Below are 13,636 nucleotides of genomic sequence, written 5' to 3' on the forward strand. Positions count from 1 at the left end.
GCGAACTGACGATCCGGTCCAGTGCCTCGCCCGGCTAACGGTCGAAGATGGGGAGGGCGTGGTTGGGAACCTGAAGAATAATGAGGGCCATCGCCGTGCTGTATTCGTTCCCGAACCAGGGGTCGGACCAGTAGCCGTCCGTGAGCTGGGAACTGCGGAGCTCGGCCCGGATGCCCGAGTACCACTGTTCCCACATCCGCCCCCCCGCATGCCAGGCGGCCTGGATGGCGTAGTAGTGCCCGTAGAAGTAGTTCTCCTGGTCGCGGACGATCGCCACGCCGGGAAAGAACTGCTGCAGGTAGCGGCGGCCGTTGTCGAGGAGCGGGCCCTCATGGACACCGGAGGTATAGAGACTGGCGACGGCCGCGGCGGAACGGGGGAAGCGGCTCTCGGCCGCCTCGAAGAGGCGGTAGCGGAAGCCGCCGTCCATATTCTGGCAGCGGGTGACGTACTCGATCCCGCGGTCGATCGTTTTCTTGGGGACCGAGATCCCGGTGTTCCGGGCGCCGCGGAGAGCCATCAGCTGGCAGGCGGTGACCGAGATATCCGCCTCATTGGAGGCGGGCGTGTAGCGCCAGCCCCCCTGGTCGTTCTGGGAGTCGATGATGAGGTCAACCGCCCGCCGCAACAGACCGCGGAGCGCCGGGCGGTCGGTCGTGCCGTACGCCTCGGCCAGGAACATCGTCGCGAAGCCGTGGCCGTACATCGGGCCGTGGTAGCCGACCCCCTCTTCAACGATGTAGCCCGAGGGAGCGGCACGGCTCTGGAGATAGTCGATGACGCGGTTGATCGCTCCTCCGTACGGGCCGCGGCCGGGGGTGCTGCCCGAGGAGAGGAAGGCGAGTCCCGCGAGCCCGGCGATGCCGACATTCTTCCGGTAGCTGCCGGCGGTGCCGAATGCGCCGTCGGGAAGCTGGCGTTCGGCCAGCCACTTGAGACCGCGGTCGATGGCGGCCTGTGTCTCCGGCGTCACGAGGGCCGGCGTCGATCGAGAGTCGGGCTGCCCGTACGACGCGAGGAGCGGCAGCGAGCCGGCGGCGCCTCCGAGCAGAGCGATGAAATCGCGACGCCGCATTCCGGACGATGCTCCCGACAGGACCCCGTTGTGATCGAGCGATGCGGTCAGGTTATCGCGAAGCCGCTTCGACCGCGACGGGTCAGCGTCGATGCGTCACTGGTCGATCTGTCGGGGAAAGGCGTGGCGCACCGATTACGCCGGCGGGGAGTGATCGATTCGAGGTCATCCGGCGACAGGCCCCATATAGGGCTCAAGAGACGCGGGGGTAATGACGACGCGCTCAGGAACGGCGTCGTTCTGTGGCCGCCGCGACACTTCCCGCCCCTCCCCGACCGCCATGAGCTGGGAACGCCTGATCGGTTGGTTCTCGTCGCTGCTCTTCTGGCCGGCGCTCTTTTGTGCCGCGGGGCTGTTCGCGCTGGTCGTTGTCACCCCGCCGCTGGTGGAGTCGTTTGAACTGGAGGAGCGGCTCGCTCAGCGGACGGGCGAGCTGATGGGCTTGAACGCACGCGTTGAGCAGCTGCGGCGGGTCGAGCGGGCCTTGCTTTCGGACCATGGTTTTCAGCGGCGCGTGATGCAGGCCCAGGTCGCGGCGGCTCCCCGAGCGGACGAAACGCGGATTGCCGTGGCGGACGAGCTGCACTTTGATCCACGGTCTACGGAGACGGCGCCGACGATCGTCTGGCAGGCTCCGTGGTATGCCGCGGCGATCACGATGCTTGACGAGTCACCGGGGCTGCGGCGGTCGGTTGTCTGGACGTCGGTGGTGCTGTGCCTGTTTGCTTTTGTCTTCCTTCCGGTCCGCGTGGCCGTGGAGCGGGAGGTGGTGACGGAGGACGTGGACGCTCCGGAAATTGCTTCAGCCGCTTGAGCCTGTGGTGTGGTGGGTGCAGGGTACGATCCCCAAACATTGCTGTCCGAACCGGGTCCAGGGGCACCCTGGTGGGGAGTGCAGAGGGGCAACGCCCCTTTGCCCGCCGGAGGCCTGGCCGTCGAGAGATGTCTGAAGGAGAGCGTGTCCAGGCGCGGACACCGTGCCGGATGCCCCCTCACCAACCTGCGGAGATTGCAAAGCGAGCGGTGTGGTTTGAGGGAGTCCTCAACACTGGTACCACAAAGCGGACGTCCGTTGTGTCCCACGGTTCCTCATGGAAGTGCCTCCGGCGGCAAGGGGGCGTGGCCCCCTTGACCCTGGCTGCCGTCGCACGTTGGGCTTGAGCTATGGAGGTCCGTCCGGCGAGAACGCAACTGGAGCCAGCGGGATAGCCCTTCTCGCGCGGTTCCGCGAATCGCTACGCCGCCTCGCGGAACCGCAACAGCGGCTTTTCGATCGTGACGACCGTGTTCCGCGGAACGCTCCGAGTCACCGAGGCGCTCGCCCCGATGACCGAGTAGGCTCCCACAACCGTCCGGCCCCCCAGCACCGTCGCATTGGCGTAGATGGCGACGTGATCCTCGATCGTCGGGTGTCGCTTGGTCCCGCGGACCAGATTGCCGTCCGCATCCTTGTCGAAGCTCAGCGCACCGAGCGTAACCCCCTGATAAATCTTCACGTGCGCCGCGATCTCGCACGTCTCGCCGATCACGACCCCCGTCCCGTGATCGATGAAGAACGACGGCCCAATCGACGCGCCGGGATGAATATCGATGCCCGTCTGCGAGTGAGCCCACTCCGAGAAGATCCGCGGGACCAGCGGGACCTTCTGGCCGTAGAGCTGGTGAGCCAGCCGGTGGACCGTCACCGCCTCGAAGCCGGGGTAGCAGAAGACGATCTCGTCGATTCCGGAAGCGGCCGGGTCGCCGTCGTAGGCCGCCTGGGCATCGGTCGCAAGGAGCCGCCTGAGGTGCGGCAGGGCGCTCAGGAACCGGATGGCATGGTCCTGCCCGAGGGCGGCGAAGTCGGCCGGGACCGGTTCCTGGCCGACGGTCCGTCCCGCCTGCGACTGATAGCGGAAGGCCCGCGCAAACTGGTCGGCGAGGCGGTCGTGGAGCGAGTCGATCAGGTCGCCGACGTAGTACGGCGCGTTAACGAGGCTCAGGTTCTGGCGACGGCGGTAGCCCGGAAAAAGGATCTCCTTGAGATCACTCAGGATCGAAAGGCAGACTTCCAGACTTGGCAGCGGCTCCTGCCCCAGATGGGTGATCGACGCGGCGTCGGACGAGTAGGTGTCGATGACCTGGCTGGTGATGCTCGCCAGGACGGACTTGCGACGAAAGTCGATAGCCATGGATCGGTGACTGCGCAGGAGATCCGCTCGAACGCGAAACGGCTGAGCGGGATTTCGGCGGCACGCTGTCCCGAAGGCGAGCGAAATCCGAACGCGACCGACCGTGCTCCGGCTCCCCAGCCGCAGAGTTTCTCCCCCCTTCCGAAATTCTCCACAAGAACTGCGGACCCTGGGGCGGATTCTGCCGATGTTATGAGTCGGCGGCCAAACGACTTCCGGCTGCTCCCCTCCCCGTTCCTCCGCCCGGCCTGGCCTCGACAGACGCATCCCCTTGTCTGCTCCCCCACCCACCGCTGAGCCTGACTACTGGTTCGCTGCCCGGCGTCCGTTTGCGGCGCTGGTCTTCGTGCTGCCGTGGCTCTTGGTCTACGAGGTGGGCGCGATCTGGCTGGGGCGGGAGCTCGAAGGGGTCAGGACCGGAACCGACGCGTGGATCCGGATGTGGCTGATGGACTTCGGAATGCCGGTTCCGGTCGTCCTGCCGCTGCTGACGATCGGGATCCTGCTCCTGTGGCACCGTGGCCGGGGAGACCGCTGGGAGATCCGCCATGAGACGCTGGCGGCAATGGGAGCCGAAAGCTGCTTCCTGGCGGTCCTGCTGGCGGCCTGCGGGCACCTCATGCGGACCTTCGTCCCGGCGGCGATCGGGGCTCCGGAGGCCATGTTGACCCGCACGGTCAATTTCCTTGGGGCGGGTCTGTATGAGGAGACCCTGTTCCGCCTGATGGCGATTCCGGCGTTGTTCCTGCTGCTCCGCGCCCTGCGGGCCCCGTCGCGGGCGGCCTGGGGAGCGAGCATCGCGGTCGTGAGCCTGGCGTTTGCCGCGTGCCACTACGCGGAGGCGGGAAGCGGAGGGGGGATTCTGAGCTGCGTGCCGCATCTGGCGGCCCACCCGGAGCACTGGTTCGGGTTCGCGTTCCGGCTGTTCGCCGGGGTGTACTTCTCGGTGGTTTTCCTGGTGCGGGGATACGGCATCGCGGCGGGGACGCACATTGTCTACGACCTGCTGGCCGGGATTCTGTTGTCGGCCGGGCCAGCCTGAAGGACCGCGTCCTCGCCGAACGGACGCTCATAGCTCAAACCCAACGTGCCACGGCCGCTGGGGTCAAGGGGGTCTCACCCCCTTGCCGCCGGAGGCACTTCCGTGAGGAACCGTGGTATGCAACGGGTGTCCGCTTTGTGGGACCAGCTATGAGGACTCCCTCAAAATACACCGCTGGCTTTGCAATCCCCGCGGGTTGGTGAGGGGGCATCCGACACGTCGTCCGCGCCTGGAGACTCACTCCATCCGACATCTTCCGACGGCCAGGCCTCCGGCGGGCGAGGGGAATTCTTCCCCCTGCATTCCCTGACCAGGAGACCCTGGACCCGGTAATGGTCTGTCCGCGCCCGATGTCTGCCGCGTACAATTCCGCAGACTTCCCGTGGCGGCAACGGAACAGCGGAACCGGCGCTCGATCGGTCTCCTGTCGGCCCACGTCGCCCGTCCCCCCGGTCAGGAGCGGCCGCCGTGTCCATTTCCGCCCCCCGCACCCTCCCGTCGGAAATCCGAGCCATCCAGGACGAGATGGCCGAGATCGCCCGCGGCTATAAGCTCGACTTCTTCGAGACCATCTTCGAGTTCGTCGACTACGAAGAAATCTCCATGATGGCCGCCTACGGGGGCTTCCCCGTCCGCTACCCCCACTGGCGGTTCGGCGCCGAATATGACGAACTCATGAAGGGCTACTCGTACGGTCTCCAGAAGATCTACGAAATGGTCATCAACACCGACCCCTGCTACGCCTACCTTCTCTCCTGCAATGCCCTGACCGACCAGAAACTGGTCATCGCCCACGTCTACGGGCACTGCGACTTCTTCAAGAACAACGCCTGGTTCGCGCACACCAACCGCAAGATGCTCGACCAGATGGCGAACCACGCCTCCCGCATCAACCGGTACATCGACCGCTACGGCTACGAGACCGTCGAACAGTTCATCGACGCCTGCCTCTCGATCGAAGACCTGATCGACCCCTACTCGCCGCACATCCGCCGCACCCCCAACCCCGACCAGGTCCGGGCCGAGAAGGACCGCCGCGACCACGAAGATGAACAGGAGGAACACGGCCTGCCGGAGCCCAAGGGAAAATTCCGGGCGAAGGACTACATGGACGCCTACATCAATCCGCCCGACGTCCTGGAGGCGGAGCACCGTGAACGCCGCCGCCAGGAAGAGGCCAAGGCGGCGTCCCGGTCATTCCCCGAGGAGCCGCAGCGGGACGTGATGCTCTTCCTGCTCCAGCACGCCCCCCTCCGCGAGTGGCAGCACGACGTCCTGGCAATGATCCGGGATGAGGCCTACTACTTCGCTCCGCAGGGGCAGACCAAGATCATGAACGAAGGGTGGGCCAGCTACTGGCACTCCACGATCATGACCCGCCACGGGCTGACCGATGCGGAAGTCATCGACTACGCCGACCACCACTCCGGAACGATGGCCATGAGCCCCAGCCGGCTCAATCCCTACAAGATCGGTATCGAGCTGTTCCGCGAGATCGAGGAGCGGTGGAACAAGGGGCAGTTCGGCGCCGAGTGGGAGGAGTGCGACGACCACGAGACACGGAAGCGTTGGGACAAGAAGCTGGGCCTCGGCCGCGACAAGATCTTCGAGGTCCGCCGGATCCACAACGACGTGACCTTCATCGACACGTTCCTCACGGAGGACTTCTGCCGCAAACACCGGATGTTTTCCTTCGCCTACAACGAGGACAGCGGCGACTACGAGATCAAGAGCCGCGAGTTCAAGGAGATCAAGAAGCAACTCCTGACGAGCCTGACGAACTTCGGCCGGCCGTTCATCTATGTCTTCGACGGCAACTACCGCAACCGGGGTGAGCTCTACCTGCGGCACGACTACGCCGGCGTCGAGCTCAAACAGGACTACGCCCAGGACACGCTGACCAACCTCCAGCGGCTGTGGGCCCGCCCGGTCCACATCGAGACGGTCATTGATGACGAGAAGAAGGTCATCTCCTTCGACGGCACACGGCACGAGGTCCGCGGCGCCTCGTAGGCCCGTGGACTCGTCCTCGAACTAAGTTGCTTTTCTCCCCGCCCGCCTCAACACTGGCCGCACATCGAAATTCGATGATGTGTCTCGTGGCTGTTGAGGTCGCTCATGGTTCGTGTTGCCCGCGCTGCTTTCGCGGTTGGCCTGCTCCTCTGGACATCGCTCGCCGCGGCGGACGATGCCTTCCCGACGCCGAAGAACACCGAGCCGTCGACGCAGCCATTCACCTCCCCGCAGGACGCCCTCAAGAGCTTTCAGGTCCCGGCCGGCTTTGAAATCAGCCTGTTCGCCGCGGAGCCGGACGTTCAGCAGCCGATCGCGATCGCCACCGACTCACGCGGCCGGCTGTGGGTCGCGGAAAACTACACCTACTCGGACGCCAAGCAAAATCACGACCTGAGCCTGCGGGACCGGGTCGTGATCCTCGAAGATACGGACCACGACGGAAAGCACGACAAGCGGACGGTCTTCTGGGACAAAGCCCAGAAGCTGACGAGCGTGGAAGTCGGTTTCGGCGGCGTGTGGCTCCTCTGCCCGCCGCAGATGCTGTTCATTCCCGACGTCAACGGGGATGACGTTCCCGACAGCGAGCCGCAGGTCGTCCTCGACGGCTGGGAAGCTGAGGGCTCGCGGCACAACTTCGTCAACGGCCTCCGCTGGGGCCCGGACGGCTGGATTTACGGCCGGCACGGGATCCTGACGACGTCGCAGGTCGGCCGTCCCGGCTGTGCGCCGCAGGACCGGACCCCGATGAACTGCGGGGTGTGGCGCTATCACCCGACGCGGCAGACGTTCGAAGTCGTCTGTACCGGAACGACGAACCCGTGGGGGATGGACTGGGACGAGAACGGCGAGCTGTTCTTCATCAACACCGTCATCGGCCACCTCTGGCACGCGATCCCGGGAGCCCACCTCCAGCGGATGTTCGGCGACGACCTCGATCCTGAGGTGTACGCCCTCCTGCCGCAGGTCGCCGACCACTTTCACTGGGACACGCGCGAACAGTGGAGCGACATCCGCAAGCTCGGCGTGACGCCGACGACCGACGAAGCGGGCGGCGGCCACGCCCATTGCGGCCTCCTGATGTACCAGGGGGACAACTGGCCGGCCGAGTACCGCAACTCGCTCCTGACGCTGAACCTCCACGGACACCGGATCAACCGGGACGTGATCGAACGGGAGGGGGCGACTTTCACGGCCCACCATGCGCCCGACGTCCTGAAGGTGGGAGACCCGTGGTTCCGCGGGATCGACCTCATCACCGGGAACGACGGCGCGGTCTACATTGCCGACTGGACCGACGTCGGCGAGTGCCACGAGAACGACGGCGTCCACCGGACGTCGGGCCGGATCTTCAAGGTCAGCTTCGGCCAGCCGAAGCCCCCGGTCGCTCCGGACCTCGCGCAGCTGTCGCTCGACGAACTCGTCTCGCTCCAGTCGCACACGAACGACTGGTATCCGAGAGTCGCCCGTCGGCTGCTCCAGGAGCGGATCGCGACCGCTCCCGAGGAGCAGCGGACACAGCTCGCCAGCCTGCTTCGGAAGCGATACGACCAGGAGACGAATCTCCGGACACGGCTCCGGCTCCTGTGGTGCCTCGGCTCGTGCGGCCTCGTCGAGGATGGCTGGCTCTATGGCCGGCTCGGCAGCGAGCACGAGAGCATCCGCGTTTGGGCGATCCGCTTCCTCCTCGACCGCGGTCCCCTCTCGCCGCAGACGAGCAGCCTTCTGACCGAAATGGCGGTCAACGAACTGAACGGGCTCGTCCAGGTCTATCTCGCCTCCGCCCTGCCGCAGCTGGCGCCGGCGGACCTCTGGAAGGCGGCCGATGGACTCTGTCAGGCCTCCGATTTTGCCCAGGACCGCGTTCTCCCGCTGATGGTCTGGTACGGGCTGGAGAAGGCGATCGCCGAGAACCCCGAAGCGGCGGTCATTGTGGCCGGCCGGTCGCAGATGCCGCTGGTCCGGCGGTTCATCGCCCGGCGGCTGGGGAGCCGCATCCTCAAGGATCCGGATCCGGTGTACCGGCTGACGCGGATCCTGGCGGCCAAGGAGGACTCCGACTTCCGTGAACAGATCCTGACCGGCCTGCACGACGGGATGCAGGGGATCCGGAAGGCGACGCCCCCCGAGACGTGGGACCACGTCCATGGCCTCCTCGAGAAGGATGCTTCCGAGAGTGTTCGCCGGCTGGCGGACGAGCTCTCGGTGATCTTTGGAGACGGCCAGGCGCTCGACGCGATCTTCGCCATTGCCAGGTCCGACAAGCAGACGACCGATGCCCGCCGCCAGGCGCTGCGGACCCTCATCACGGCCCAGGCCCCCGGCACCGCTCCGCTGCTCCAGGGGCTGCTGACAAACCGCGAACTCGGCGTCGATGCGATCCGCGGCCTCGCGGCGATCCAGGACGCCGAGACTCCGAAGGTGATCCTGGCGAACCTCGGCAAGCTCACCCCGCAGACGAAGGTCGAGGCGGTCACCACGCTCGCCTCCCGGCCGGAGTTTGCCGCGGTGCTGCTTCGCGGCGTCGAGGAGGGGGGGATTTCCAAGGCCATCGTCTCGCCTTTCCTTCTGCGGCAGATCCAGTCCTTCGGCGACAAGGATCTCTCGGAGAAGATCGGCCGGTTGTGGCCTGAGCTGACTCAGCTCTCGGCGGAGAAGCAGAAGCGGATCGAGGAGTGGAAGGGACGCCTCACGGACGAGGTCCTCAACGCCGCCGACGCCTCGGCGGGTCGCAAGGTCTTCAGCCAGTCGTGCGCCAAGTGCCACCGGCTGTTCGGGACCGGGGGGACGATGGGGCCCGATCTGACCGGCGGCCAGCGGACGAACCTGAACTATTTGCTCGAGAATATCATCGACCCGAGCGCCCAGGTCTCTCCGAACTTCAAGATGTCGATCGTCGTCACGACTGATGGCCGCGTCGTCACGGGGATTGTCGTTCAGAAGACCGAGAGCGCGATCCAGCTGAACACGCCGACCGGCAGCGTCTCGCTCCCGATGGAGGAGGTCGACGAGCTTCGCGAGTCGCAGCTCTCGCTCATGCCGGAAGGGCAGATCGATGTCTTGCCGCAGCCGGAAGCGATCTCGCTGATCAAGTACCTGATGTCGCCGCAACAGGTGCCGTAGGGGAAGTTGTCAGTCGTCAGTCATTTCTGAGGCACGATGTAAGTTTTGCGCGGACGGTGTGGTGTGGTGTAGTTCAGGGGGGCGGATTGGCGTCCTTGCCGACACAGCGTTTTAGCTCAAACCCAACGTGCCACGGCCGCTGGGGTCAAGGGGGCCACGCCCCCTTGCCGCCGGAGGCACTCCTGTGAGGAACCGTGGTACGCAACGGATGTCCGCTTTGGGGAACCGTCGTCGAGAACTCACCGCTCGCTCTGGAATCCCCGCGGGTTGGTGAGGGGGCATACGGCACGGTGTCCGCGCTTGGATACGTGCTCCTTCAGATATCTCTAGACGAGAGGGCCTCCGGCGGGCAAAGGGGCGTTGCCCCTCTGCACTCCCCACCAGGGGTTCCCCCTGGACCCCGGTTCTTGGGCCGGTCAGGCGGGGGGAAGCCGATGTCGTCTCCATCGTTCACAAACGACTGCGCAAGACTCCGTTTTCGGCTCAGTCGTTCTCAGTCGCCACGCGGACGACGGTGCGGCCACTGACTTCACCAGCCAGGATTTTCGGGACGACGTCGGCGACCTGATCGAGATCGACGACGGTTCGCTGCACCGCAAGATCGTTCGGCTTCCAGGAGGTCGACAGCAGTTCCCAGATCACGCGCCGGCGGTCCTCGGGACACCAGGCGGAGTCGATCCCCGCCAGCGTCACGCCGCGAAGAATGAACGGATAGACGTTCAGCGGCAGTTCCGGGCCCCCGACGACGCCGCAGGCCGCGACGCAGCCGCGGTGGAGGGTCCCTTTCACGACGCTCGCCAGCATCGCCCCGCCGACGGTGTCGACCGCGCCAGCCCAGCGGGCAGAGAGGAGCGGGCGGCTGCTCGAGTCGAGAACGGCACTGCGGTCGATGACTTCGGCGGCTCCGAGCTGCCGCAGCCACTCGTGCTTGTCGGCCTTTCCGGAGACCGCGACGACCCGGTACCCCTGCGAGGCGAAGAGTTTCACGGCAAGGCTCCCGACGCCGCCCGTCGCTCCGGTCACGACGATGTCGCCGTCCGGCGGACGAACTCCGTGCGAGCGGACGGCCAGCAGGCATTGGGCTGCGGTGAAGCCGGCGGTGCCGATCGTCATCGCGTCTTCCAGCGTGAGCGCCTGCGGTCGCCGCAGAGCCCATTCGCCGGGGATGCGGAGGTATTCGGCCCAGCCGCCCCATCGCTCGACGCCGAGCTCACGTCCGGTCACGACGACTTCCGTCCCGACCGGAAGATCAGCCCGCGTGCTCTCGACGACGACTCCGGCGGCGTCGATCCCCGGGACGTGCGGCAGTTTGCGGGCGACACCGGGATTCCCGGTCGCCGCCATCGCATCCTTGTAGTTGACCGAGGAGAACTGGACGCGGATCAGAACGTCCCCCGTCGGAAGCTCGGACATTGGTCGCCGGGTGATACCGGCGGTCACGCGGTCCCCTTCGCGGGTCACAAGGTAGCAGCGAAAGTCTTCGGGCATCCGATCCTCGTTCTGGAAGGCATCGACATGATTGTCCTGCCGTGATTGTACCGGTCTGGCGGGAGCGTTGCGGCACAAGACCGGGGGCAGCGATTTGAGCGGTCAGCTTTCAGCCGTCTGCGAATTGCCGGCTGCTGATCGCTGGCTGCTCTACTCCGCAATCTGCCGTTCGAGTTCGGTTACGACCGCGGCGACGTGACCTTTGACGCGGGCGACCTTCCACCCCGCAGCGATCCGGCCCCGGGGATCGATCAGGAACGTGGACCGGACGATCCCCATGTAGGTCCGGCCGTAGTTGGTCTTCTCCGCCCAGACGCCGAACGTCTCGCAGACCGCGTGATCGACGTCAGCCAGGAGCGGAAAGGTCAGCTCAAACTTGTTGCGGAACTTGACGTGATGCTCAGGGGAATCGGCGCTGATCCCCCACACCGTCGCGCCAAGGGCCTCAATCTGCTGCCAGTTGTCCCGGAAGTCGCACGCTTCGGTCGTGCAGGTCGGCGTGTCGTCTTTGGGATAGAAGTACAGGACGGCAAACTTCCCCTTGAGATCGGCGAGGCGGTAGGTCCCCTCGGGGATGCCGGGGAGCGAAAACTTGGGAGCGGGAGTGCCGACGTCGAGCATGGGCGGATCACAGAAGGACTGAGGGACCGGCCGACGAGGCGTCGACCGCAGGGCGGGTCCAAGGGGCCCGATCATCCCGCCGGCGCCGCGGAGGTTCAATCCCCGCGCGGCCTCCTGGCCAGCAATCCCCCAGAGCAGCCAGCCAGCTTCCGAAGAATCCCTTGCTGTGGGATCCTCAAGACCTCGACAATAAATGCGTCCCCTTCGGGAGGCCCGTCCATGATTCGCTCTCTGGCGCCGAGAGTCCGTTTCGCCGTGGCGTGGTGGCTGATCGCCTTTCCGCTTTCGGAGCGGCCTTGCCGTGCGGAGCCGCCGGAGTCCGGCGGGATCATCGCACAGTCTCCTCCGTCATCGCCCAAAGAGGAGACGACCTCGCCCGCGGCGAACCCGGCCGACGAACGAAAGCTGACCGCGGAAGAACAGCAGCTGTTCGACGCGACAAACGCCGAGCGGACGAAAGCCAAGCTCCCGCCGTTCAAGATCGACCCCGCGCTCCTCCGCATGGCCCGAGAGCAGTGCCGGCTCATGGCCGAAGCGGGGCAGATCTCTCACGCCGTGAACGGGCAGACGTTCGCGATCCGGATGCAGGCGGCGAAGTACCCCGCGCAGACCGCGGGAGAGAACTGTGCGGAGGGGCAGGAGACACCGGCGGCCGCCGTCGCGGGCTGGATGCTCTCCCCGGGGCACAAAGCGAACCTGCTCAATCCTGAGTTTCAGGAACTCGGAGTCGGGATCGGGACGAGCAAAGCGGGAGTCCGTTACTACACGCAGGTGTTCGGACGCCGGTTCGCCGCCACCGGGCCGGCTCTCGACGAGACCGTTCCCGCGAAGCCGAAACCGGCCGCGCCGACTCCGGAGAAGCCGAAATCGACCACCCCTCCGGTCCGATCCTGACAAACCAGCCTTCACCGCGGGAGCGGCGACTACTCGATTGGCGCACTGACGCCGGACGGCTGCTGCTGGGTGATGCAGTGGATCGATCCCAGTCCCCACACGAGCGGCGTGCAGTTGATGCCGACCACCTTGCGGCCGGGAAAGTACTCCTGCAGGATCCCCAGGGCGATCTCGTCGTTGGAGCAGCCGTAGATCGGAACCACGACCTTGGTGTTGCAGATCAGGAAATTCGCGTAGCTCGCCGGGAGCTGAATCCCGTTCGCGTAGCTCGGCGAAGGCATCGGCAGCTTGACGATGTTGAGCGGCCGGTCGCGGTGGTCCGTCATCTCCAGGAGCCGCCGGTAGTTCTCCCGGAGCGGGTGGAAGTTCGGGTCCGCCGGGTTCTCTTCAATAACGGTAACGATCGTATCCGCCGAGACGAACCGCGTGATGTCGTCCACGTGGCCGTCCGTGTCGTCGCCGACGATCCCGTCCCCCAGCCAGAGGATCTTGCGGACCGCCAGGAAGTCCCGCAGGGTCTGTTCGATCTCCTCGCGGGTCAGGTGCGGGTTGCGGTTCTGGTTCAACAGGCACGCCTCGGTCGTCAGCAGCGTCCCTTCGCCGTTGACGTCGATCGATCCCCCTTCCAGGACGATCCCGGGAGAGAAGCGGCGCTCGATGAACTCATCCGCGATCCGCCGCGGGATGGAGTTATCCGAGTCGTACGGGGGATACTTTCCGCCCCAGGCGTTGTAGTCCCAGTCGACGATCGCCCGTTCGCGGCGGCCTTCGACGTTGCGGACGACGTAGATCGGGCCGTGGTCCCGGCACCAGGTGTCGTTCGTGGGGTTGTAGTGGAACCGAACCTGGTTCATGTCGACCCGGCCCGCCTCCAGCAGGAACTTGACCCGCTTGGCCATGTGCGGGTCGCCGACGTTGATTCGGACGAGCTCCGACTCGGCGATCGCCCGGACGATCTGGACGAAAACGCCCGGGACTTTTTCGAACGCGCCGGGCCATGTCTTTTCGCGATGGGGCCACGAAATCCAGGTCGCTTCGTGCGGCTCCCACTCTGCCGGCATTCGGTAACCCAGAGAGGCAGGGGTCGCGGAGATCGTCGTCGTCATATAGGGGTAAGAGACGGGAAAGGCTCGGTCGGGTAGTCCGTCCCGACGCAACTGAGCGCGCCGAATTATGGCGTTTCCGGGACCAGAGTCGAGTCGATTTTGC

The 13,636-nt window shown here is 65.8% G+C and carries 10 protein-coding genes; 5 read left to right on the top strand and 5 right to left on the bottom strand.

Features of this window, described 5'->3' with window-relative positions; all coding sequences use genetic code 11:
* Nucleotides 1–34: 34 nt before the first annotated feature.
* Nucleotides 35–1,075 (bottom strand): prenyltransferase/squalene oxidase repeat-containing protein, encoded by a 1,041-nt coding sequence (locus tag VT03_RS06305; protein ID WP_075092207.1) that lies wholly within the window; start codon nt 1,073–1,075, stop codon nt 35–37.
* A gap of 211 nt (nt 1,076–1,286) precedes the next feature.
* On the opposite strand from VT03_RS06305, the gene VT03_RS06310 reads away from it, so the two are divergent.
* Nucleotides 1,287–1,889: a hypothetical protein gene (locus tag VT03_RS06310; RefSeq protein ID WP_156514327.1), complete on the top strand. Its 603-nt coding sequence runs from the start codon at nt 1,287–1,289 to the stop codon at nt 1,887–1,889.
* Between the two features lie 421 nt (nt 1,890–2,310).
* On the opposite strand, the gene epsC is transcribed toward VT03_RS06310, so the two are convergent.
* The gene (epsC, locus tag VT03_RS06315) at nt 2,311–3,246 is read right to left on the bottom strand and encodes a serine O-acetyltransferase EpsC (RefSeq protein WP_075092209.1); all 936 of its coding nucleotides are present in this window, start codon (nt 3,244–3,246) and stop codon (nt 2,311–2,313) included.
* A gap of 271 nt (nt 3,247–3,517) precedes the next feature.
* On the opposite strand from epsC, the gene VT03_RS06320 reads away from it, so the two are divergent.
* From VT03_RS06320 to VT03_RS06330, 3 genes are all read left to right on the top strand, one after another.
* Nucleotides 3,518–4,288 carry a type II CAAX prenyl endopeptidase Rce1 family protein gene (locus tag VT03_RS06320; RefSeq protein WP_075092210.1) on the top strand — a complete coding sequence of 257 codons (771 nt, stop codon included), beginning with the start codon at nt 3,518–3,520 and terminating at the stop codon, nt 4,286–4,288.
* A gap of 525 nt (nt 4,289–4,813) precedes the next feature.
* Nucleotides 4,814–6,301, top strand: a complete 1,488-nt coding sequence (locus tag VT03_RS06325; RefSeq protein ID WP_410000416.1) for a SpoVR family protein — start codon at nt 4,814–4,816, stop codon at nt 6,299–6,301.
* 105 nt (nt 6,302–6,406) lie between these two features.
* Nucleotides 6,407–9,424, top strand: coding sequence for a PVC-type heme-binding CxxCH protein (locus tag VT03_RS06330; RefSeq protein WP_075092212.1), 3,018 nt, complete (start codon nt 6,407–6,409; stop codon nt 9,422–9,424).
* 483 nt (nt 9,425–9,907) lie between these two features.
* Here the strand turns inward: VT03_RS06330 and VT03_RS06335 are convergent, their stop codons facing one another.
* Entirely contained in the window at nt 9,908–10,912 is a 1,005-nt protein-coding gene (locus VT03_RS06335) for a YhdH/YhfP family quinone oxidoreductase (protein ID WP_075092213.1), read from the bottom strand.
* Nucleotides 10,913–11,062: 150 nt separating this feature from the next.
* Nucleotides 11,063–11,533, bottom strand: a complete 471-nt coding sequence (gene bcp / locus VT03_RS06340; protein WP_075092214.1) for a thioredoxin-dependent thiol peroxidase — start codon at nt 11,531–11,533, stop codon at nt 11,063–11,065.
* A gap of 219 nt (nt 11,534–11,752) precedes the next feature.
* Between bcp and VT03_RS06345 the strand changes: the two genes are divergently transcribed.
* Complete coding sequence (locus VT03_RS06345; RefSeq protein WP_075092215.1) at nt 11,753–12,427, top strand: CAP domain-containing protein; 675 nt, start codon at nt 11,753–11,755, stop codon at nt 12,425–12,427.
* A 29-nt stretch (nt 12,428–12,456) separates the two neighbouring features.
* Here VT03_RS06345 and VT03_RS06350 read toward each other — a convergent pair whose 3' ends face one another.
* On the bottom strand, nt 12,457–13,488 hold the full coding sequence (locus VT03_RS06350) for an agmatine/peptidylarginine deiminase (protein ID WP_197489219.1): 1,032 nt from the start codon (nt 13,486–13,488) through the stop codon (nt 12,457–12,459).
* Between the last annotated feature and the right edge of the window lie 148 nt (nt 13,489–13,636).

Origin of the sequence: Planctomyces sp. SH-PL14, from assembly GCF_001610835.1 — a bacterium.
Classification (GTDB): domain Bacteria; phylum Planctomycetota; class Planctomycetia; order Planctomycetales; family Planctomycetaceae; genus Planctomyces_A.

What these genes read in the sequence shown, in the direction of transcription:
- VT03_RS06305 (WP_075092207.1), bottom strand. Translation starts at nt 1,075, where the DNA reads ATGCGGCGTCGCGATTTCATCGCTCTGCTCGGAGGCGCCGCCGGCTCG.
- VT03_RS06310 (WP_156514327.1), top strand. Translation starts at nt 1,287, where the DNA reads ATGACGACGCGCTCAGGAACGGCGTCGTTCTGTGGCCGCCGCGACACT.
- epsC (WP_075092209.1), bottom strand. Translation starts at nt 3,246, where the DNA reads ATGGCTATCGACTTTCGTCGCAAGTCCGTCCTGGCGAGCATCACCAGC.
- VT03_RS06325 (WP_410000416.1), top strand. Translation starts at nt 4,814, where the DNA reads ATGGCCGAGATCGCCCGCGGCTATAAGCTCGACTTCTTCGAGACCATC.
- VT03_RS06330 (WP_075092212.1), top strand. Translation starts at nt 6,407, where the DNA reads ATGGTTCGTGTTGCCCGCGCTGCTTTCGCGGTTGGCCTGCTCCTCTGG.
- VT03_RS06335 (WP_075092213.1), bottom strand. Translation starts at nt 10,912, where the DNA reads ATGCCCGAAGACTTTCGCTGCTACCTTGTGACCCGCGAAGGGGACCGC.
- bcp (WP_075092214.1), bottom strand. Translation starts at nt 11,533, where the DNA reads ATGCTCGACGTCGGCACTCCCGCTCCCAAGTTTTCGCTCCCCGGCATC.
- VT03_RS06345 (WP_075092215.1), top strand. Translation starts at nt 11,753, where the DNA reads ATGATTCGCTCTCTGGCGCCGAGAGTCCGTTTCGCCGTGGCGTGGTGG.
- VT03_RS06350 (WP_197489219.1), bottom strand. Translation starts at nt 13,488, where the DNA reads ATGCCGGCAGAGTGGGAGCCGCACGAAGCGACCTGGATTTCGTGGCCC.